The organism is Streptomyces sp. NPDC005752 (assembly GCF_040630715.1).
Taxonomy (GTDB): domain Bacteria; phylum Actinomycetota; class Actinomycetes; order Streptomycetales; family Streptomycetaceae; genus Streptomyces.
Genome location: NZ_JBEXYB010000009.1, coordinates 97674 through 117588, shown reverse-complemented (window position 1 = coordinate 117588; position 19915 = coordinate 97674). Strand labels below are relative to the sequence as shown.

Genomic DNA, 19915 nt, shown 5'->3' with positions numbered 1-19915 from the left:
TCATCGGGTGAGAGCGGCGCCGATACCCCGGCCGGTACCGGCTAGGAGAGCGGTGGGCCCGTACGAGGCACCCAGACCGCCGGTCACTGTCATCACGGTGCCGTCGTCGGAGTTCTCACCCTCGGCCCCGAACGCCGCATCGGCTGTGCCGTCGCCGTTCAGATCGGTCAGGGCCACTGCCGACCCGAAGCGGTCGCCGGTCTCGGCAGCTCCCGGGACGCCGCCCGAGCCCTGTACGAAGGTGACCGCTCCGGTCGTCGAGAGGCCTTCGGCGGAGCCGTGCAGCAGGTGGGCGCGCCCTGCCCCGCCCGGTGCGCCGACGAGCACATCGGCATACGGGTCTGCGTCGGTGTCGCTGACGGCCAGTGAGGCACCGGCCTCGCCACCGGTGCCCGCCGCGTCGAGATCGGTGCCGCGGATCACCGTCGCGTCAGCGGTCCTGAGGCCGTCGGGGGAGCCGGGGTAGGTGACGATCTCTCCGCTGCCGGTGTCCGTCGACGGCCGTCCCACTGCCAGATCGGCGTAACCGTCGCCGTTCAGGTCCCCGGCGGCCGCGCGGTAGCCCCCTGCGCCGTCCACGACTGTCGTGGTGTCGGTGCGCAGCCCGCCCGCCGAGCCCCGCGCCAGGACCAGCTGCCAGGAGCCGTCCGCCGTAGGGAAGGTCAGCGCCGCGTCGTCGAAGCCGTCACGGTCGAAGTCCCCGGTGGCCACGGCTGCGTCCTGGACGGGGCCGGCGGCGAGGGGGAGCGGCGCGGAGAAGGCGCGGTCGGCGCCGTCCACGGTCCAGGCGCGACCCGCACCGGGCGAGACGGCGAGAACATCGTCACCGCCGTCCCCGTCGAAGTCCCCAGTGGCCAGAGCCGCCCCGAAGCGGGCGTTCCCGGTACGGGCCCCGGCAGGCTCGTTGATCATGCCCGCCTGGCCGGTGAGGCCGTCGGGGCCACCGCGCAGGACGCTGAGGCCGCCCTCGTCGCTCGCGCCGGGGGTGACCTCAGCGCCGGGTGAGGACACCACGAGGTCCTGGTAGCCGTCACGGTCGAGGTCGCCGAAGGCGCTCGCCGTGCCGAAGCCGTCACCGTCCTCGGAGCCGCCGGGTACGCCTTCGCTCTCCTGCGTGACCACGGACCGGTTGGCGGCGTAGGGCATGGTGGGGGTGCCTGGCACGACGCTCATCTGGCCTGCGCCCACGCGGCCGTTCGCGGTGGCTCGCGGCACACCCACGGAGAGGTCGGCCCGGCTGTCGCCGTTGATGTCGCCGTGCGTGGAGGGGGTGCCGGTCCCGGCGGCTGCTGTCCGGATCGCGGCAAGATCGCTGTAGAGGTTGGCGCCCGGGCACTCCGTCGGGAAGCCGTCGCGATGGCCGGAGATCCGGTTCATGGTGACCTGCTGGCCCAGGGTGAACTTGCCGTTGTCCGCACCCGCCGTCATCACGAGCGTCCCCGACGGGTTGACGCCGTACAGGCCGAGCTTCCAGGACGCGAGCCGGGCGATCGCGTCGCGTACGACGGGTGTGGTGCTCGCGGTGTTGAAGTCGCCGAGTACGGCGACGCCGCTGGTGTCGGTGTTGAAGCCGTAGGTGTGGGCCCCGTACACCGGCCGGTCGATGCCGCCGGCGCGTCCCTCGAAGAGCGTTCCGCACTTGTCGACGAAGAAGTTGTAGCCGATGTCGTTCCAGCCGTTGGACTTCACGTGATAGGTGAGGATGCCCTGGATCACGGAGGCGGACTCGGCGCAGGTGTAGTCGTTCGTTCCGGCGGTGTGGTGCAGGAACACCGCCTTCGTGTCCGTGGTGTACGTCGGCGGGTCGGCGACCAGCGATTCGTCGGCACCCCACTGGGCGCGCGAGGTGATCGTGGGCGTGTCTGTCGCCGTCGCCGTCGCCGTCGCCGTCTCCGATGCGGTGCCTGCCGCTCGGGTCCGGGCCGGGGCGGGGCCGCCCGCGGGGTCCACCAGGTCGACGCGCAGTCCTCGCGGGAGCCGCGATCCTGTGATGCGGGCCTGGACACCGTCCGACGGGCCGACCCACAGAGGCTGGGTCCCTGCCCTGAGCCCAGGGCCTTCGTGGTCGGGGCCGGCCTCCGGGGTGCGGACGTCGGTGTCCAGCGTGCGCCAAGGAGACCAGGATCCGCTCTGCGCGTCCCGCACCCGGACCTCGGCCTTCCCGCCGAGCTCGGCGCGCGGATCGTCCCAGGTGACGCCGAGCAGGCTGAACCGCCCGGTGTCACGGGGCGTCAGCACCTTGCCGCCCCTGCTGTCGGTGACCCCGTGCGTGGTGAGGGACCCGCCGCCGTCTCCGGACGCGGCCGCCGCCGCGGTGGCGGTGGGGGCGGGCAGGGCGGCCAGCAGGAGAGCAGTGGCCGCGAGGGTGCTGCGGGTGGGGTTCACGGGGTCTCGCCGTTCTCGGACGTGCGCCCGGTGGTGTCCTGTGCGGCGGCGAGCGGGGCGCTGCAGGTCGCCCGCCCGTACGGGCCGACGGCGGTGGACCGCTGGACGTGCTTGCCACGGACGGAGACGGCGCATCGGGCGTCACCGCCTTCGCCGTCGAGCACGATCCGGACGGTGGGCTCGCTGCCGAGGGCGACCTCGACGTCCTTGCGCCAGGGCAGTTCGGAGCCGGACAGGGTGAGGCTCTTGGCCTGCGCGCCGTGTGCGACGAATTCGATCTGCACCGTGCCCGAACCACGGACCTCGTAGCTGACGGCGGCGGTCGGCACCGGCGGCCGGGGTTTTGGCTCGTCGGGGGAGGCGAGGATGCCGTAGGTGACCACACCCGCGGCGAGCAGGAGGGCGACAGCCGCGCCGATGAGGGTGCGGCGGCCGGTGCCGACGCTCCTGGAGTCAAGTTCTGCCGATTCCGCCTCGGAGGTGGCGTCGCCGGTCTCGGTGTGCAGGGTGTCGGTGCTCATGGGTTGGGAGATGTCTCCGATCGAGAGGCGGCCAGGGCGGGAACTGCTCGACCGGTCACACGTGGAACCCCGAATTCGAAGGGACGGGTCGCCGATCCGAGGGCCGGGTGCCGTCCCAGGGGGGTCCGTTCAGGAGCGAATGAGGGGCTGAAGCGGGCTGGTTATACCCCACGCTGCTCGCTGAATGAAACCGCACGGACAATTCGCCCGTCGCAGGCCGTGGCAATGCGGTGAACTGAGGGGCTTCGGCTCGCGTTCGGTGAAGAGTCGCAAAGGTCCGCCGTGTTGACGCGGCGTCATTAAAACGTGTAGGGCGCGCGCTTGGACTCCACGGCATCATGCCGATCCGTACTCGATGTGCGATGTGCGATGTGCGATGTGTGATGTGCGCCGACGCCGACTCGCGCTGCGTGACCACGGCGGGTACCTGGTCGTCATTCAGGGCATCGAACAGTCCCCGGGCATCTTGGAATCCCGGATTCCCCGGCCGCAGCGCGGTCCGCGCAATGCCCGGCGCAAACCATCCCGATCCACCTGTGCGCTGCGTGCATCAGTGGCTGGTGGCGCGGCCCGAGAGGTGCTGAAGGGGTTCCCGCGCCATGCTCACCATCTCCTCGCGGAGATCGAGGACTGGGGGTGCGGGTAGACAAACGCCGACGCGAGGAACGGGCCCCGCGTCGGCGAGTCCGGAACAGCGACGACCGCCATGAATTCCCCCGGCATCCCCACCTGTCATCAGGGCACTCGCGGAACGACGTCCCTGCGCATAAACCGGCCGATCCGACCGAACCCCGTCACCAGACGTCGTGCACACCCATGCGATGGCCACATTCGCACCGGAGCCCGGTGTCGAAGGTGTAGGCCCGGCAGTCGCACCGGAAGCAACGGCTGCTCGCCTCTTCTCCGTCGAATCGCACACCGGCGGCCAGCAGGTCTGCCCGGCCCTCGGTAAACGCCTGGTCGAGTTTGTTCCCCGCGTCTTCCAGAGCTTCCTGCTGCGTTCTCGTGAGTTCTTTCTGCGACTGCATCTCCGGTTCCTCCTCGGCCGTGCGGCAACGCCGCACGCGTGGGCATACGTACTCCCATTTCCATGAGAACACCTACGGGGTTCTGCGCAACCGCCGAAACCGTGCGCTGCCGTACTGAGGCCACGACACGCAATTCCCCTGCGGTGCAGCAGCGGCGGCGGCGTCCTGCACACCGCGTTGCTTGGCCGGTGGGTCAGGAGCCTTGTTACGGACGACAGGGGAAGGCAAGGCCAGGGTCCGGATCTCGCCCGGGGTATCGGGAGCCGAGAGCCGAGCCCCGCGCTCACGCGTGTGCGAGGTGCCTGGTGATCAGCGACCGCAGCCGCTCCGAGTCCTGCGGATCTGCCAGACCACGTTTCGGGAGGAGCAGCACTCCGGTTCCCCACACGTCCGGGGTCAGGAGCACGAACACTCGCCGGCCCTCGACGCTGCGCCCGTAGAACGTCCAGTCGATCCGAAGCGTGTGCCGGTCGGAAACGACGCTGATCCCGTTCTCGTCGACCGTCACGCGATGCTCGCCGAGATGCCGGGCGTGGGCGAGCAGGGCCAGAGCCGTCAGCCAGCGGGCGGCCACCAGGAAACAGAAGGCGATCAGAACGAGCCTCCACGCCGCCAGGCCGACGAAGTCAATGCCTCGCAGCAACAGGTTGGTCGCGCTCACCAGAGCGAGCAGGGCAACGAGTCCCAGCAGGGTGCGACAGCACCACCGCCCGACCGGACTGTGTCGCAACTGCGTCTTCAATCCGTCGGATATCTCCCGCCACGTCACCACGTACGTCAGCTGCACCGGCACGTCAACGGCCATGCGTTCCTCCCCGGATCCGATCAGCGGGGACTGTACCGGTAGTTGACCGACGGCTGCGGACGCCCGCTGCGTGCACCGGTCGTCGGCCGGGGTGGTCGCCCGCTCGCTGTGACATTTCTGGTCGCCATGGCGCAGACGGAGGGGGCAAGAAGGCTGGACGACCGAAGAGGCATGTGTGGTCAGGGGCGGGGATCAGCAGCGTGTGCAGGCATGCGACCTGGAGCTCGGGAAGGCGGTGTTGCTCGCTCAGCAGGGGGACGAGGGTGCTTTCGAGACGGCGTACCGGCTCGTCCATCCCGGGCTCCTCGGATATCTGCGTGGCCTGGTGGGGGCCGACGCGGATGACGTCGCCTCCGATGCCTGGCTTGAGATCGCCCGGGACCTGAGGAGGTTCCGGGGCGACGGCACGGGGTTCCGCGGCTGGACGGCGACCATCGCACGGCACCGGGCGCTGGATCACCTGCGGAAGCAGAAGAGAAGACCCCGCACGTCGCTGATCGAGGAGGATGTCCTGGACCTGCCCGGCTCGGCGGACACGGTGGACGCCGTGCTGGAGTCGGTGTCGACGAAGTGGGCGATCGCGCAGATATCCGGGCTGCCGCCGGACCAGGCGGAGGCTGTGCTGCTGCGGGTGGTGGTGGGGCTGGACGGACCCGCCGCGGCCCGAGTGCTGGGTAAGCGTCCCGGTGCTGTGCGGACGGCCGCCCATCGAGGGCTGAGGCGGCTGGCCGATCAGTTGACTTCCGCAGGCAGAGGGAAGAACGCAGTAGGAGCGGCTGGGCACGTTGAAGGATGAGGCATGAGGCGCAAGGCGCAAGTGACTGACGCGGCGTTCGTCACGCCTGAGATCGAGAGGCTTGCGGATGCTGTCCGCGGTGGTGCCGAGCCCGAGGGTGCGGAGCGGGCGCTCGCGGCGTTCCGGGAGGCGTTCAGTGCCACCGAGGGCGCCGGCTCGCAGCGTCCCCGCAGACGCGACGACTGGCGTCCGGCCCGCGGCCGGTCCTCCGCCCGAGTCCCGCTGAGGGTGGCGCTCGGTGCCGCTCTCGCGAGCGTGACGCTCGGTGGTGTGGCGTTGGCGGCCGGCACCGGGGTTCTCCCGGTGCCGTTCGCCGACGCCGACACCCCTGAACGGAGGCCCGAGCCCCCTCCGGTCGTGGACGCTCCTCGCAGCCCCACCGGGACAGCCACCGGCGGGACGTCCGAACCGACCGGCCGGAGCCTGCCGTCGCCCACACCCTCGGCGTCCGGTACGGCGCACGATGCTCCGCCCGCCCAGCACGTGGCGCTGTGCCGCGTGTGGAGCAAGGAGGACCACCGGCACCAGGGTGCTGCCTTCCGGAAACTGGCGGACGCCGCAGGAGGAGAGGACGCAGTGGACGCCTACTGCGCGACGCTGGATCCCCCGACGCCCGCGAAGCCGACCAGGTCGGCCCACGGCCGGTCCAAGGAGCACCCGGTGGCTTCCCCGTCGAAGGGCCGGAGCGCGGAGCGAGGCAACGGTGGGAACGGGCAGTCCTGATCCGGCCCTGTACGGCGCTACTCCGCTGAGGAGATGTACGAGGGCGGTGTGACGTTTGAGGCAGGGTGTGCGCTGGGTAGATGCCGGCCCTTGCGCGAACAGTGGGCCGGCAGCGAACTTCGTGAGAGGTAGCCCACTTGAGTCCCCGCAGAACGCACGCATACACGCCCTTGAGCCTGAAGCGAAGAGCCTGGCTGACAGTCGGCACGCTGGTTGTCGGCGGGGCGGGCCTGGTGACCTATGCCGTGGCCGTTCCGGGAGATGCGCCCGGCAATCACGCCGTGGCACGGGAACCGTCCGTCCGCAGTCTCAAGGTCACCGACCGGTCTGCCACCCGCAAGGCGACCGACCGGCAGGACACCGCACGTTTCAGCGGTCTGATGCTGACGTGGCGTGATCCGAAGGCAGTGCTGGACGGCACGGCACAGGCCCGTGCGCGCAGTGTCGAGACCGAGCAGTGGTCGGAGTGGACGCCCCTGGCCGTCGAGCAGGCGGCCGACGGTGCGGAGGCGCGGCGCCCGGGCGTGCTGGGCGGCACCGAGGTGCTGTGGACGGGCGGCTCCGACGCCGTCGAGGTACGCGTGACGGCCGGGGACGGAACGGTCAAGGACCTGCCCGCGGGCATCAGCGTGAAGCTGATCGACCCCGGTACCGACCCCGAGCGCAACCGCCACCTGGTCACGGAGCCTGCGGCGTTCGCCGCCGAGACGGTCACCCCGGCCCCCGGCGACCCCACGTCCGGGACGACCGACCCCGCGGCGACGCCTTCGCCCTCGGACGACTCCTCGCCGGGCGCCACCGCAGCGCCCACCGACCCGTCGCCGACCCTGCCGGTGCCGGAGACGACCGCCCCGGCCACGGAAACGGCCTCGCCGACCCCGACTCCCGAGCCCACACCCACCGTGCCCACGGCCCCGCCGTCCACCGTGGTCGCGCCGCCGATGCTGTCCCAGGCGCAGTGGGGCGCGTCGACCGCGTACAACGGCACCCCCGAGTACTCCGAGAAGGTCGACGCGATCGTCGTCCACCACACAGGCGTGGACCTGGACAACTCCAAGTCCTGCACGGACTCCGCCGAGCGCGTCCGCACCGTCCAGCAGGGGCATCTCGCCAAGGGCTGGTTCGACATCGGCTACAACTTCCTCGTCGACCGCTGCGGGCGCATCTTCGAGGGCCGCAGCGGCGGCACCGACCTGCCGGTCCGCGGAGCGCACGACTACGGCTTCAACACGAACACCATCGGCATCTCCTACCTCGGTAACTTCGAGAGCGCCAAGCCCACCAGGCCCGCCCTCGACGCCATCGCGCGGATCGCGGCCTGGCGGCTCGGCCAGTACGGAGTCAGCCCGGCGGCCCAGGTCACGCTGACCTCGGCCGGGGACGCGGGCGTCGACGGGAACAAGATCGCCAAGGGTACGCAGGTGACCCTGCCGGCCGTCTTCGGACACCGTGACACCAACAACACCGCCTGCCCGGGCAGGAACCTCTACTCCCAGCTGCCGCTCATCCGGAAGCTGGCCGCGACCCCCGGCATCTCGCACGCCCTCGGCACCACCGACCTCGACCGCAACGGTGTGACCGACGTGGTCGCCGGCACGCCCCGGGCCCTTTCCGGCGCCGGCTCGGTCACCGTCGTGCCCGGCGCCTCCGACGGCCCGGTGGGCACCTCGAAGAAGAGCGTGAACCAGAACAGTGCCGGCGTCCCCGGCTCCTCGGAGTCCGGCGACGGTTTCGGTACGACCACCGCGTACGGCGACCTCAACGCCGACGGTTACGCCGACCTCGTGGTCGGTGCCCCCGGCGAGGACGACACCAGCGGTTCCGCCGACCGCGGTTCGGTGACCCTGCTCTACGGCCCCGGCCTCTCCACGGGCACGTCCTACACCACGGGTGCGGTCACCCCGGCAGGAGCCAAGCTCGGTTCGGCCCTGGCTGTCGGCGACTTCAACGCCGATGGCCGTGCGGACGTCTTCAGCGCCGGAGTGGGCAAGGGCGGCAGCTGGAACGTCCGCCTGACCGATGGCGCCACCACGGCCGGCACTCTGAGCACGGCCACCGGAGCCGTCGCCTACACCGATGCGGCGGCCGGTGACTTCAACCGTGACGGCTACGGCGACATCGCCCTCAACTGGCGCGACACCGGCGGCACGGCCCGCATCACCTGGTTCAAGGGATCCAAGACCGGTCTCGGCAAGGTCGGCAACCTCTCGGTGAAGGGTGGCCGCAGTATCGCTTCCGGCGACCTCAACGGTGACGGCTACGCGGACATCGTCGTCGGCCAGCCCGACAGCAAGGAGGCCGGCACCACCGTCCCGGGCGGCTCGATCATGGCCGTCTACGGTGCAGCCACCGGATTCTCCGGCGTCACCCGCCTCCACCAGGACTCCACCGGCGTCCCGGGCGGAGCCGAGTCCGGAGACGGCATGGGCACCGCCGTCTCCGTCGGTGACTTCAACCTCGACGGTTACGCGGACGTGGTGGCCGGAGCGCCGGGCGAGGACCTCACCCGGGACGGCGTCGCGCGCAAGGACGCCGGATCGGCGGTCCTCTTCGCCTCGACGTCGGCCGGGCTCTCGGGGAGCGGCTCGGTGGCCTACTCGCAGGACACCGCGCAGATCGTCGGGTCCACGGAGTCCGGAGACCGGTTCGGTTCCTCCGTCAGCCTCACGGACCTGTCGGGCTGGGGCCGCGCGGACCTGACCGTCGGCGTGGAGGGAGAGGACACCGGTAACGGCGTCCTGCTGCACCTGCCCAGTGGCAGCGGCGGCATCAGCGTCGCAGCGAGCTTCTACCTCACCCGTACGGTCCTCGGAACGGAGAGCGGCGGCCACCTGGGCCACAGCTTGACGCCCTGACACATGGGACGGAGGGGGTGGCCGGGCGTGATGCGCCCGGCCACCCCCTCACCCATGTCACGGGGCTCCGCCGGACGCACGATCGCCGACGGCGGCGGCCCGAACACCGGGCTCGCCATGCAGAGGAGCGGTAGCTGCGACGCTCGTTCGGCGCTCGCTGCGGCTGACGAGAAGACTCTGAAGTCCCCTCGACGACATGGCATGTGGAGTGCGTGGTGATTCCGGAACCGGGAGAGCGGGACTTCTTCGCTCAGGTCGCGGGCCTCCGACTGCGCTCCGGGCGGGCCGGCACTCACCCGAAGAGGCAGCGCAGGGGAAGCACCTCGGTACGGCGCTCGGGTCTCGAATCTCGGGGTTCGAGCGTCGCGCAGCGTTCATTCACTCGTTCGGGGGTCCGGGGAGGTGCCCAGGACCGACGCTTGAGCTTCGGGTTCCGAGGGTCGAGTGTCGGGCTCCGGGATTCGAGCTGTGTTGTTCATCCGGGAGGTAGGTAAGGGCTTTTGGGGAAACCTCCCCTCCCTCCCCACCCCGTCACGGCCAGCAAGTATGACTAATCGTGATCGAGTTGCAGCGGAGAGTCGCGCCTGCTTACGGTGCCCACAACGAGACGACCCCGACGCGGTGTTAGGCGCACCGGCCGGGGTCTGACCCAAGATCGAGCACCCAGAAGGACGATCTCGTGGCTACCCAGCACCCTAGCTCCGCCCCGCCCGCCCCCGCAGCCTCGCGCCCCTACCGCAAGGCCCACACCGGCTACGGCAAGCAGACCGTCCCGTCCCAAGGACCCTCCAGCGCAAGCGCCTTCGCCCTGCTGTCCGAGCGGGAGCGCTTTGTCGCCGGGTACGTCGACCACCTGCCCGACGGTGCCGCCATGGACATCAAGTCGCTGGCCAAGGACATGCCCCTGTACGGCCAGATGGCCATCGGCACCGCGCTGCGCGCCCTCGCCGTGGCCGGACATCTGCGCCGTGTGCGCTGCCGGGTCGAAGGGGACGGCCAGTGCCGGTGGGTGACGCTCACCTACTGGTCCCGTACCGCCCACGACAACGAGTGGTGGACCGCCAAGCTCGCAGGCGAGGCCGCCGCCGACCTGGAGCAGGCACCCGCACCCGCCGCCGAGCCGGCGGTCGTACCCCAGCAGCGCGCGGCGGAGCGAGGCACCACGGCGCGACCGAACCCGCCCACGCCCCCGGCACCGCGGACCGAGCCGAGCGCAGGCATCCCCACGGCTGTCGCGGCCCCTTCCCCCGCCTACCTCGCCCTCGCCGAACTCGGCCGCAGCGAACCCCACCTGGCGCTCTCCGCGGCCGACTGCACCGCGCTGGAACCGCTCGCCGCCGCCTGGTTCGCACGCGGTGTCAGCGCCGGCTACCTCACCTCGGCGCTCACCGCCGGGCTCCCCGAGCGCATCGGATCGCCCGTCGGCCTCGTACGCCGCCGCCTCACCGACAAGATGCCGCCCCGGCTGCCCACAGCACCGGCGTCGACCCAGGGCCCGCCCGGCACTCCCGTGCGCGGTCTCCTGGTCGAGTGCACAGAATGCGGCCGCCCCGGCCCGGCCGAGGCGCTCCCGGACGGCCTCTGCCGCCCCTGCCACACCGAGCTCCAGAACCCGGATGCGCCGGAGCCGGAGGTCCCGGAGCAGATCGAACGCGATGTCCCCGCCCTCGTCGCCGGCCTCCGCAACCTCATGCGTACTCCCTGACCCACCGGCAACGGCCTCAATGCGGGTCGCGGCGCCCGCGGAGTTCCACGGCGGTGTCGAGGATGCGGTCGATGTCGGCGGCGACGGTGCTGTCCGTGTTGTTCAGGTACCGCACGATCGCCGCGCCCGCCGCCGATACGGTTCTGGGCGGCACAGGGTCCGTCAGGAAGAGCCGTGGCACTCCGTACACCTCACGGAGGATCTCCTCCACGACGAACTCGTTGACCGGTCGTCGCTCGTCGCGGTGTGCGGCGGCGACCTGGTCGCTGAAGACCGCGAGTTCGTCGACGCCACACCGGTCGCCCAGCCTGGGCGCGAGAAGTTCGGCGACGACCGAGACCAGGAAGCCGTTGAAGGCGATCCTGTCCCCGGGGGAGAGGGCCTCGTCGAGTGCTTTCGCCCTGCGGTCCTTGAGGACGAGACATCTGATCTGATCGCGGAACCGGGGTTCGACACGCATTCCGGGCCTCCTACTCCACGTACGTGAAACTCATGAGGACGGCGAGCACGGCATCCTCGAACGACTCGTACCGGCCGACCTCGTCGGCCCGCCAGAGCCCCTGCGGGCGGACGACGGCGAAGGCCGACCATAGCCCCCGGTCGTGGCTCACGCGCCCGGCGTGGAACGTCTCCTCACCTTGGTCGAGGACGAGGTGCGCGGTCTCCTCGCCGACGGGCACTCCCGGCTGCGGCAGGAGCGAGAATCGGTGGCGTTCGAGGGTCTGCCGGAGTGCCGTGCTGAGGTTCGGGATCGTCATGGCGCCTCTCCCGTGCCGGGGGGGCGATGGGGTCCTCTTCCGCCCGGCGGCGGAGGCGGGCGGCGTGGGCGCGTAGTTTGCCCGGGCCGACGGACTCGTAGTAGCGGCGTGACGCCTTCACGAGCTCCGTCCTGCGTGGCAGCGAGTCGGTGAAGTGACGCAGCACGTAAGCCTGTTCCGGCTGCGGCAGGGTTCCCCACTCGCCATGGGTTCCGCCGCAGGCCTCCGCGAGCACATCGAGGCACTCGGCCAGAGCCAGGTGTTCAGGCGCCGTGTCGCCCCACTCCGCGAGCCACTGCCCACGCAGCAGCTCGGTGGCCTGACCGGCGTAGGTGAGTCCTGTCCCGGTGTCTTCGTCCGGCTCCCCGACGCTCCCGTCCTCAGGCCGCGGGGACGCGCCGATCCCGAGACGGATGCGCTGTTGCAGCCCGGTCAGGCGCTCCTTCGCCGCACTGTTGCCCCGGCGGTCGGCGAGGTCGTACCAGGACAGTGCCTGCCTCTGGTTGCCGTACTGCTCCTCGTAGAGCTGTCCGAGGTGGAGCGGGGCCGCGTGATCACCGGTTTCGTAGGCTCTGGTGTACCACTCCGTCGCCTCCTGGAGCGCCTCGCCGGTGACGGGCCCCGGTTTGATGCCCTGGATCCTCGCCTGGACCCGGCCCTCGGCCATCTGGCCCAGCCGGTTCATCGAAGGCGCGTGTCCGGGCGCGGCGGCCGCCTGATAGCGCAAGGTGATCAGGGGGAGCTGCTCGACACCCTCCTCGGTCTCCATGCGGTACGCCGAGCGGTAGAGAGCTTCGGGATCGCCTCCGGGCTCGGACGGCGCCTCGGGGGCGTTGTTGCGGGCGAACACCCAGCCGGCGGCGTTGTCCTCGATTCGGCGGCCGGGCTCGGGCCTGCCGTTCTCGACGAGCTGGTCGGCGACCACGGGGAAGATGTGATCGAAGGTGAGACCTGCCGGCCCGCCGGCGACACCTTCCCGCACGGTGTCCACGAGGGCTCGGGTGAAGTACGTCTGCGCGTCGTGGACGTCCTCCTCCTCGTACCAGGAGCTCTCGAACGCGCTGCTGCTCATCAGCAGGTAGGTGCCGGACACCGGGGGGATCCGGTCCGGGGAGAGACGGCCGTAGTCCTGCGCGGCGAGCCCCGCGTTGCAGCAGTCGAGCACTGCGATCTTGACGGCGGCACGGCTGGCGCGGAAAGCGTCCCGCACATCCTCGAACAACAGCCCTGTGGCGGTCGTGTAGTCGGACGCGATCCTGGTGTCGCCCACGGTGAGGCACAGCCGCTCGCGATGATCGTGCCGCAGCGCCCGGACATGCCCTCGCCGGTGTTGGCCGGAAATCACACCAGAGGTCGGTCCGCTCGGCGTCCCGCACCGCACGAGGACCGGGTCAGACCGGAGCGACGGGCATAGAGGGCGGTCCGGGAGACCTTCATCAGCTCACACGCCCGATTGACTTTGTGACCTGCCTGCTTCCCCGCCGCGATGAACGGGTGCACCGTCACCGGGTCTCCTTCGCGAAGAGAGCTGTGGCCCGCTCGAGGACACCGACATCTTCGCGCAGCCGACGGTTCTCCCGCCGCGACGCGGCCAGTTCCTCGGGTTCGCTGCTGGTCAGCCCGTTGCGCCCGCCGGCATCGACTTTGGCCTGCTTCACCCAGTCCCTCACCGCGGCCTGGGTCAGTTCGAAGGCCTTGGCCACTTGACCGATCGAGCGGTCACCCCGTCTGCACAGCCCGACGATCTCGGCCTTGAACTCCGGCGGGAACGAACAGCGAGGGCGGCGAGGCTTCTTCCCCGCGCTCTCCATGATCGACATCCTCCCGGGGACGAATCCCCCGATCTCGGATGACCGTCAAAGTGGATCAAGGCCGATCGAGCCATTTTTTGGCGAGACCGAGATACTTGCTTGCTGCCTGATGAGTGTGACTGGTACTACTTTCGTTGATCAGTTCGAACGTTTGAGCTGATCGGCATTCTGTTCGATCAAACAGGGGAAATTGAAATATGCGCAAGTTTGCTTCCATGGCAGTGACCGCAATAGTGATGGGTGGCTCGCTGGGTCTTACGGCGGGGCAGGCTGCCGCAAACTCGGGGGCGGAAGAAGTTCAGCCCCTCGCTAGTTGCGTCACGGTGAGCAAGTGGAGCACCGGGGCAAATGACCGCTATGTCACTGTCAAAAACTCTTGTGCCAGCACCAAGTGCTTCACTGTGACGATGGCACTGCGCACGGATCCGAAGTTCTCGATCGGTGCCAACAAGACTCAGGAATTCCGCTACGGTGGAATGCTTGGAGTGTCAGGGACTGGCATCAAGAATGTGGGCTGCTAACCTCGTTTAGCGCTGGATTGCACATGCTGCGTCGAATGTAATGTGGCGCGACATGTGCGCCTTTCGGCCTCGAATCCAGCCTGCGCTGCGGCGAAGCCGTACGCGTTGAGGCCTTTGCCTGGTTCTGCGGCGGCACAGGCGAGGCGGGCCGCTGTGCAACGTGAGGAAGCTCTTGGTGGACGGGTTCTGACCAAGCCCATTCGTGTCCTCCAAGAGCTTCGCGTGCATGGCGGCCCGTCGTCGATCGATCTGTCCAGCCACATCCTGACTGTCTGACAGGACCGTTCCGGCCCGGCGGCGCGAGACCGGAAAGCCGGTGGTGACGGTTGCCGGTGGGCCTGGGCCGGCGGACTCTGCCCGCCCTTGCTCACTTGAGGTGCGGTGATACCTGCGCCCAACTCGCGGCCGGGTTCTGCATCGGTGCGGCAACGGCCTTTCGTGAGGCCGACGATGTTTTCGGCAGGCGCGCCCGATCGCCGGCGGACAAGTCTTTACAACCCTTAGCGCCTTGTGAGGGACGGTCTGGCCGTGGCGGCACGTGTCGATTCTGACAGTGGCCCGGAGTGCACCCTCTACCGCTCGACGGACATGGGCTCGCGTGAAATGGCGCGGTGGGCCACAGAGATTACTGCACCGCCCTCCCTCGTAACGCAACGAGATCTTTGCCAAGGTCGAGGTCTCGATCCTCGATTCGACAGAAAAACGCAGAAAGAACGCAGAAAGAACACAGACGGGCTGCGACGGATCGAAGTCGAATGCTGCCGCGTATCTCCGGTTCCAGTGCTCCGCACATGTAGAGCGGATGCGCGAGCTCACCGCAGCCAAAGCCATGGCGGGCGCCAATGTACCGGAATGGCGCTCTCTTCCGGGTATGCCCTTGCCCACCTCCGCCGACCACGCCTCGGACACATTGGGAATGGCACGCCCGCTTCGGGGAGCTGGGGCAGTTCTGGAGGATCACGACTACGCGGTCGGCGTGGGAGAGCTCGGCTCGGCGGCGGGTTCTCGCAGGGCATGCCCGACGAATTCGCCGACCGCGATGCTGCGGTCCGCGACCCACGAGACACGGTTGACCTCCAGATGAAATCCCGGCTGGTCGGCGAGATCCACGAATTGCCGGCCCTCGGGCCGGCGAGGTCGGGGTGGACGGTCTGCTCCCAGAAGCAGACCGAGGCGGGCGAGACCCGCTGGAGCGCCGAGTTCCTCAGTGACGAATGGAACCAGGTCATCCTCGGCCAGGCCGTGACGTCCCGGAGCGACTACTTCGCGGCCCGGCGCGCCGGGCGAGGACGAAGCGTCACACGCCCCGAGCGAGCCGGGATCTGGCAGCTGGCCGAGCGCTTCACGCAACGTCTGGAGACCAAGGGGCTGGAGACCCACCGCCAGGTCGCCGAGCGAGCGGCACGACTGGAGATCGCCCGTAAGGCCAGGATCGACCGGCGGTCGGAGGAGCGCGACGACCGTGGAGGCCTGGACAACCTCCACGTCGAGGCCGGTTCCGGGGCCTGGCTGCGCTACCGCTACCGGCACATCGTGGTCGACGAGGCGCAGGACCTCAGCGCCGCACACTGGAAGATGCTGCGCGCCATGGTGCCGGCCGAGCCCGACGACATCTTCCTCGTCGGCGACACGCACCAGCGGATCTACGACAACCAGGTCACGCTCGGCAGCCTCGGCGTCCACATCCGAGGCCGGTCCTCCCGGCTGACCCTCAGCTACCGGACCACGAGGGAGATCCTCCGCGACGCCATCCGGGTCCTGGACGACGCGGGCTACGACGACCTGGACGACGCGGGCTACGACGACCTGGACGGCAGCGCCGACACGATCGCCGGATACCGCTCCGTCCTCCAAGGCTCACGCCCGTCCCTGGCGGGCGCACGGAGCTGGGACGAGGAGATGGACCTCGTCGTCGAGCAACTGTGCGCCTGGCACGACGTGCCCCGCGAGTCCACGGCGATCTGCGTCCCCACCAACGACATGGTCACCCAACTCGCCGACCGTCTCGCCCGACGCGGCATCACCCCGACGGAGATCACCCAGGACGGACCGCGGAACGACCAGGGTGTCCACATCGGGACCATGTACCGGTTCAAGGGACTGGAGTACCGCTGTCTGATCATCGCCGGGGTGTCCGAAGGACTCGTGCCCCGTACCTCCGTGGACGCGTGGGAGCGCACGGACCCGAGCCGTCACCAGCGCGAACTGCACCGTGCGCGCTCGTTGCTCTTCGTCGCGGCCACCCGTGCCCGTGACGCGCTCGCCATCACCTGGCACGGTGAGCCGAGCCGCTTCCTCTCACCGCTGCTTCCGCCCGGGTGACGGGGCGTGCTGCTCCGGCGTCGGTCCGGGAGCAGGCGACAGGGCCCCGCCGGAACGGCGGGGCCCTGTCTTCTTCTCATGTCCGGGCGGTGGGGCAGGCTGTGCCACAAGGCAGGCCACAGGCAGTGGGTGCCGTCATGACACCGCGAGGTGGATCCCGTCCCCGTCCCCTCCGACCCGCAAGGAGCACCGCCGTGGCAGCCCCGCAGGAAACGCCCGTGAGAAACGTCGTCGTCCCGTTCGAACCCGGCACCACGCCGGCCCCGCTGAGGCACCTCGGACACGACGAGGTGGTGGCACGCTGGCACTCGGTCGACCGGTCGGCCCAAGCTCCGCACATCGTGGCCGTCCAGGGCGACGAGGGCGAGGAATGGACCGCTGCCGCACTGGTCACGGCCCGCCCGCACACGGCCTATCTGAAGATCGTCGACGCCGTCGGCGACGTGCCGGCAGCCGTCGAGGCGGTGGCCGCGCACGCACGCGGTCTGGAGCTCGCGCAGATCAAGTGGGAAGGATGGACGGCAAGCGCGGAGTCCGCCGCCGCTGCCGGTTTCCTACCGTTGCGTCATCCGCTCGCGCAGTCCGCAGGCGCGGCCGGACCCACCACCGGATACGTCCGCTGGCTCGGCGACGCCGCGGTGACGGAGCCCCCGTACTACGGGCAGAGCACGCACTTCACCTGCGGCGCCGTCACCGCGCTGGTCGCGCAGACGCAGGCGGGGGCGATGGCACGGGAGGCGCTGGACCGCCGGGCGGAGCTGACGTTCTGGCGCGACGCGACCAACTTCCAGGCGTGCGAGCCCGTCGGACTGGGAGTCGCGGTGCGCCGGGCGTGGCCGTCGTCGCCCGTCGCGGTCCACCTGGACACGGACCTGCCCGTCATGCTCGGCCACCTCTCCGAGAGCGAGCAGGAGTGGCGTGCCTGCCTCCAGCGCATGTCGCGTGACGACGCCGACGGGATCGGCGTTCCGATCGACCCGCGCCACCTCTCCGTGGCCGCGATCCGGGATGCGGTCGAGCGAGGGGAGCACGTGCTGCTCCTGGTGTCGCTCGCAGGTATGCAGGGGTTCGACGTTCCGCACTGGGTGCTCTGCCACGGCACCGCGCCCGGCGCCGTAGTGATCGAGGACCCCTGGGCAAACGCGGCGACGGGGGACACCTGGGTCGACGCGCATCTGCTGCCGGTCGCCGACGCGTCGCTCGACGCGATGTCGGCCGTATCGCCGGACGGCTTCCACGGCGCCGTGACCATCGGGCGTCCGGAGCCGGGCGACGCGAGCGCCGGCGGACCGGCGGGCGAGTAGGCCCTGACGCGGCCCCCGCGCGCAGGCCGCAGGGTGGGACGGGACGGTACGTGGGCTGCGGGCAAGGGGTCGCAGCCTACGGGCGTTCCTCGTGCTGGGTCCGGTCGTCGGGATCCGGGCCCTGCTGCTTCACCTCCGGCCCCCGGCGGCACGAGTCCGAGCAGGACGTGTCCGCGGCCTCTTCGTCCGCAGATCCCCGGGGCGCGACGGCCGACTGCCCCGGGCGCCTGGTTTCGGCGCCCGGGGTCGCGCGTCACATCTTCGGCGCCTGCTCGACGAAGGTGTCCAGCACCCCGTCGGCCACCTTGATCTTTCCCTGCGGCCGGGTCGTGCCCGGGATGGTGGTGAACGCGGCGGCCTGCTCCGCCAGGTCGGCGGCCTCGGCGAAGTCCGCCTTTCCGTCGCCCGAGTGGAGCTGGGCCCGCAGCCCGTCCAGGGTGGCGTTCAGGGAGTCGCCCCATACGTCGAGGGCGTCCAGCCAGGGCTTCGTCTGGGCGAGGAAGGCCGGGTCGTCCACGCCTGCGCGGATCTGCTCGGGAGCAGCGGCCAGCACGTCGGCGTAGGCACCGAGCTCCCGCAGCGCGGCCTGGCGGCGGGCAGGGGATCCGCTGCTCCAGGCATCTGTGAACTTCGCCAGACGCGCCTTCAGCTCAGGGGCCTGCGGCTGCCAGTTCGTGTCGCCGAACGTCGGCGCGAGGTGTTCGGTGTCGAAGAAGGCCAGCAGCGCCCGGGTGGTGGCGCGGTCACCGCCGGCCAGGTAGCCGGCCGCCGCGCGCCACGTGCGGTCCGGGTCGTAGTCGTCGTCGTTCCAGGCGAACGACGCCCCGCCGAAGAGGGCGACCTTGCTCGCCGCGGCCTGGTTCATCGGGTTGAGCACGATGCCGCTCAGCGCCTTGTGCAGCCCGGCTTCCCGCTTGTCGTACGGGGCCATCAGCAGTCGGCCCGTCGTCTGCCCGTAGTCGTTGACCGGGTAGTTGTCCCAGAGGAACACCTTGCGTCCCCACACCGCGGAGGCGGCCTCGGCGTCCGCCAGGCTGATCGAGGGGGGAACGACGTCCGTTCCCGTCCACTGCACGATCACCTTCGGGTCCAACTGCTCGCGCAGCACGGACTTGTAGGCGGAGTCGGCGGTGTCGGAGTACTCCGTGGGCACGAACTGGAGCGGCTCGGCGCCCGCGCGCTGGTCGATGAAGTCCTGCTGCACGGCGTTGAGCAGGTCGGCCTGCGCCTGTCCGGCGCTGCCCCGGCCCGGGGCGCCGTACTTCTCCTGGTCGCCGTCGCAGTTCCACTTGGTGTAACTGATGTCGTCCAGGGCCACGTAGAAGTTGCGGGCGCCCTGGTCGTAGAGGCTGCCCAGCTTCTCCTTCAGGGCGTTCACGTCATCGGGGTCGCTGTAGCAGACGGACAGGCCCGGGGAGACGGCGTAGGTGAAGTCGACGTGGTGGGAGGTCGCCTGCTCGATCAGCTCACGCAGGTCGGACAGCTTGTCTGCGGGGTAGGGCTCGCGCCACTCCTCCCGCAGATACGCGTCGTCCTTCGGCGTGTAGATGTAGGTGTTGGCCTTGATGTCGCCGTAGAAGGCGAGCTGGTCGAGTCGGTCGGTGTGCGACCAGGGGGCGCCGTAGAAGCCCTCGATGCTGCCGCGGAGCGGCATGGACGGGTGGTCGGTGATCGACACGGACGCCATGGTGTGCTTTCCGGTCACCAACTGACGCAGTGTCTGGGCGGCGTAGTAGATGCCGTCCCCGTCGTTGCCGGCGAGCACGACGGTGCCGCCTCGGGAGGCGAGGGAGTAGCCCTCCGCGACCAGCGTGCCGGGTACGGTGCCGCCGGTGGCACGGAGGGCGCCGGCCACCGCCCTGTCCTTGACGGAACCGGCCACGACGGTCAGCTTCGCCCCGTGGGCGCGCGGCGCCGAGGCGGCGTCCCCGGCCGTGGTCGTTTCGATGTGACGGGCCCCTGCCGCGGTCAGTGCCCGCTTGATGAGGTCGGCGCTCCGGGCATCGACGTCGTCACCGAGGACGAGGCGCACGCGGGCCGGGACTCTGAGGTCGCGCCCCGCCGACTTCATGTTCTGCGGGGTGGGGGTGACGACGGGCGTTGCCGCGGACGGGGCGGGCGCCGCCGTGGTGGCAGACCCCCCGGCCGCCCACGCGGGAGCGGAGAGCGTGCCCAGGGCCAGCAGGGCGGCGGCGCCGAGAAGGGGGAGCCGGGGAACACGGGGCAGACAGTACGGATGGCTTTCAGACATACGGATCACTGCACCTCCACGTAAGTGGACCACCACATTCAGGTGGAGTGGTCTAAACCACCACTCGACGGCGGCGGTGTCAAGATCGCGCACTCGGAAAGGCGAAACCGGTCTCCTGGCACGGGCCGGT

At 70.2% G+C, this 19915-nt stretch carries 15 protein-coding genes and 3 pseudogenes; 9 read left to right on the top strand and 9 right to left on the bottom strand.

Features of this window, described 5'->3' with window-relative positions; translation table 11 throughout:
- The 4 genes from ABZ441_RS10075 to ABZ441_RS10060 form a co-directional block, all read right to left on the bottom strand.
- Positions 1 to 2385 carry an FG-GAP-like repeat-containing protein gene (locus tag ABZ441_RS10075; protein ID WP_358970409.1) on the bottom strand — a complete coding sequence of 795 codons (2385 nt, stop codon included), beginning with the start codon at positions 2383 to 2385 and terminating at the stop codon, positions 1 to 3.
- Positions 2382 to 2906 (bottom strand): hypothetical protein, encoded by a 525-nt coding sequence (locus ABZ441_RS10070; protein WP_358970406.1) that lies wholly within the window; start codon positions 2904 to 2906, stop codon positions 2382 to 2384. The genes ABZ441_RS10075 and ABZ441_RS10070 overlap by 4 nt, the downstream gene beginning before the upstream one ends.
- Before the next feature lie 794 nt (positions 2907 to 3700).
- Positions 3701 to 3934, bottom strand: a complete 234-nt coding sequence (locus tag ABZ441_RS10065; RefSeq protein WP_358970403.1) for a hypothetical protein — start codon at positions 3932 to 3934, stop codon at positions 3701 to 3703.
- A 283-nt stretch (positions 3935 to 4217) separates the two neighbouring features.
- The gene (locus ABZ441_RS10060) at positions 4218 to 4739 is read right to left on the bottom strand and encodes a YcxB family protein (protein WP_358970400.1); all 522 of its coding nucleotides are present in this window, start codon (positions 4737 to 4739) and stop codon (positions 4218 to 4220) included.
- Between the two features lie 175 nt (positions 4740 to 4914).
- Here ABZ441_RS10060 and ABZ441_RS10055 point away from each other — a divergent pair, with 175 nt between their 5' ends.
- The 4 genes from ABZ441_RS10055 to ABZ441_RS10040 all read left to right on the top strand — a co-directional run bounded on the left by ABZ441_RS10055 (position 4915) and on the right by ABZ441_RS10040 (position 10818).
- Entirely contained in the window at positions 4915 to 5535 is a 621-nt protein-coding gene (locus tag ABZ441_RS10055; protein WP_358970397.1) for an RNA polymerase sigma factor, read from the top strand.
- A gap of 3 nt (positions 5536 to 5538) precedes the next feature.
- On the top strand, positions 5539 to 6258 hold the full coding sequence (locus tag ABZ441_RS10050; RefSeq protein ID WP_358970394.1) for a hypothetical protein: 720 nt from the start codon (positions 5539 to 5541) through the stop codon (positions 6256 to 6258).
- A gap of 170 nt (positions 6259 to 6428) precedes the next feature.
- A complete protein-coding gene (locus ABZ441_RS10045) occupies positions 6429 to 9113 on the top strand; it encodes an N-acetylmuramoyl-L-alanine amidase (protein WP_358970391.1) in 2685 nt (894 codons plus the stop codon).
- A gap of 679 nt (positions 9114 to 9792) precedes the next feature.
- Entirely contained in the window at positions 9793 to 10818 is a 1026-nt protein-coding gene (locus ABZ441_RS10040; protein WP_358970389.1) for a MarR family transcriptional regulator, read from the top strand.
- Positions 10819 to 10834: 16 nt separating this feature from the next.
- Here ABZ441_RS10040 and ABZ441_RS10035 read toward each other — a convergent pair whose 3' ends face one another.
- The 4 genes from ABZ441_RS10035 to ABZ441_RS10020 all read right to left on the bottom strand — a co-directional run bounded on the left by ABZ441_RS10035 (position 10835) and on the right by ABZ441_RS10020 (position 13387).
- A complete protein-coding gene (locus ABZ441_RS10035) occupies positions 10835 to 11278 on the bottom strand; it encodes a hypothetical protein (RefSeq protein WP_358970386.1) in 444 nt (147 codons plus the stop codon).
- Between the two features lie 10 nt (positions 11279 to 11288).
- Positions 11289 to 11429: a hypothetical protein gene (locus ABZ441_RS10030; protein WP_358970383.1), complete on the bottom strand. Its 141-nt coding sequence runs from the start codon at positions 11427 to 11429 to the stop codon at positions 11289 to 11291.
- A gap of 22 nt (positions 11430 to 11451) precedes the next feature.
- Entirely contained in the window at positions 11452 to 12846 is a 1395-nt protein-coding gene (locus tag ABZ441_RS10025) for a tetratricopeptide repeat protein (RefSeq protein ID WP_358970380.1), read from the bottom strand.
- Between the two features lie 232 nt (positions 12847 to 13078).
- Entirely contained in the window at positions 13079 to 13387 is a 309-nt protein-coding gene (locus ABZ441_RS10020) for a transposase (protein WP_358970377.1), read from the bottom strand.
- A gap of 197 nt (positions 13388 to 13584) precedes the next feature.
- Between ABZ441_RS10020 and ABZ441_RS10015 the strand changes: the two genes are divergently transcribed.
- From ABZ441_RS10015 to ABZ441_RS09995, 5 genes and pseudogenes are all read left to right on the top strand, one after another.
- Positions 13585 to 13908: a hypothetical protein gene (locus tag ABZ441_RS10015; protein ID WP_358970374.1), complete on the top strand. Its 324-nt coding sequence runs from the start codon at positions 13585 to 13587 to the stop codon at positions 13906 to 13908.
- 311 nt (positions 13909 to 14219) lie between these two features.
- Positions 14220 to 14363 (top strand): annotated as a pseudogene (locus ABZ441_RS10010) (IS5/IS1182 family transposase); the annotation flags it as partial.
- A pseudogene (locus ABZ441_RS10005) lies at positions 14363 to 14752 on the top strand (PadR family transcriptional regulator); the annotation flags it as partial. The pseudogenes ABZ441_RS10010 and ABZ441_RS10005, both read left to right, overlap by 1 nt.
- 335 nt (positions 14753 to 15087) lie before the next feature.
- Positions 15088 to 16230: pseudogene (locus ABZ441_RS10000) on the top strand (3'-5' exonuclease); the annotation flags it as partial.
- A gap of 194 nt (positions 16231 to 16424) precedes the next feature.
- Complete coding sequence (locus tag ABZ441_RS09995) at positions 16425 to 17534, top strand: peptidase C39 family protein (protein WP_358970371.1); 1110 nt, start codon at positions 16425 to 16427, stop codon at positions 17532 to 17534.
- Positions 17535 to 17787: 253 nt separating this feature from the next.
- On the opposite strand, the gene ABZ441_RS09990 is transcribed toward ABZ441_RS09995, so the two are convergent.
- A complete protein-coding gene (locus tag ABZ441_RS09990; protein ID WP_358970368.1) occupies positions 17788 to 19785 on the bottom strand; it encodes a beta-N-acetylglucosaminidase domain-containing protein in 1998 nt (665 codons plus the stop codon).
- Between the last annotated feature and the right edge of the window lie 130 nt (positions 19786 to 19915).

What these genes read in the sequence shown, in the direction of transcription:
- ABZ441_RS10070 (WP_358970406.1), bottom strand. Translation starts at nt 2,906, where the DNA reads ATGAGCACCGACACCCTGCACACCGAGACCGGCGACGCCACCTCCGAG.
- ABZ441_RS10065 (WP_358970403.1), bottom strand. Translation starts at nt 3,934, where the DNA reads ATGCAGTCGCAGAAAGAACTCACGAGAACGCAGCAGGAAGCTCTGGAA.
- ABZ441_RS10060 (WP_358970400.1), bottom strand. Translation starts at nt 4,739, where the DNA reads ATGGCCGTTGACGTGCCGGTGCAGCTGACGTACGTGGTGACGTGGCGG.
- ABZ441_RS10050 (WP_358970394.1), top strand. Translation starts at nt 5,539, where the DNA reads ATGAGGCGCAAGGCGCAAGTGACTGACGCGGCGTTCGTCACGCCTGAG.
- ABZ441_RS10035 (WP_358970386.1), bottom strand. Translation starts at nt 11,278, where the DNA reads ATGCGTGTCGAACCCCGGTTCCGCGATCAGATCAGATGTCTCGTCCTC.
- ABZ441_RS10020 (WP_358970377.1), bottom strand. Translation starts at nt 13,387, where the DNA reads ATGGAGAGCGCGGGGAAGAAGCCTCGCCGCCCTCGCTGTTCGTTCCCG.
- ABZ441_RS10015 (WP_358970374.1), top strand. Translation starts at nt 13,585, where the DNA reads ATGCGCAAGTTTGCTTCCATGGCAGTGACCGCAATAGTGATGGGTGGC.
- ABZ441_RS09990 (WP_358970368.1), bottom strand. Translation starts at nt 19,785, where the DNA reads ATGTCTGAAAGCCATCCGTACTGTCTGCCCCGTGTTCCCCGGCTCCCC.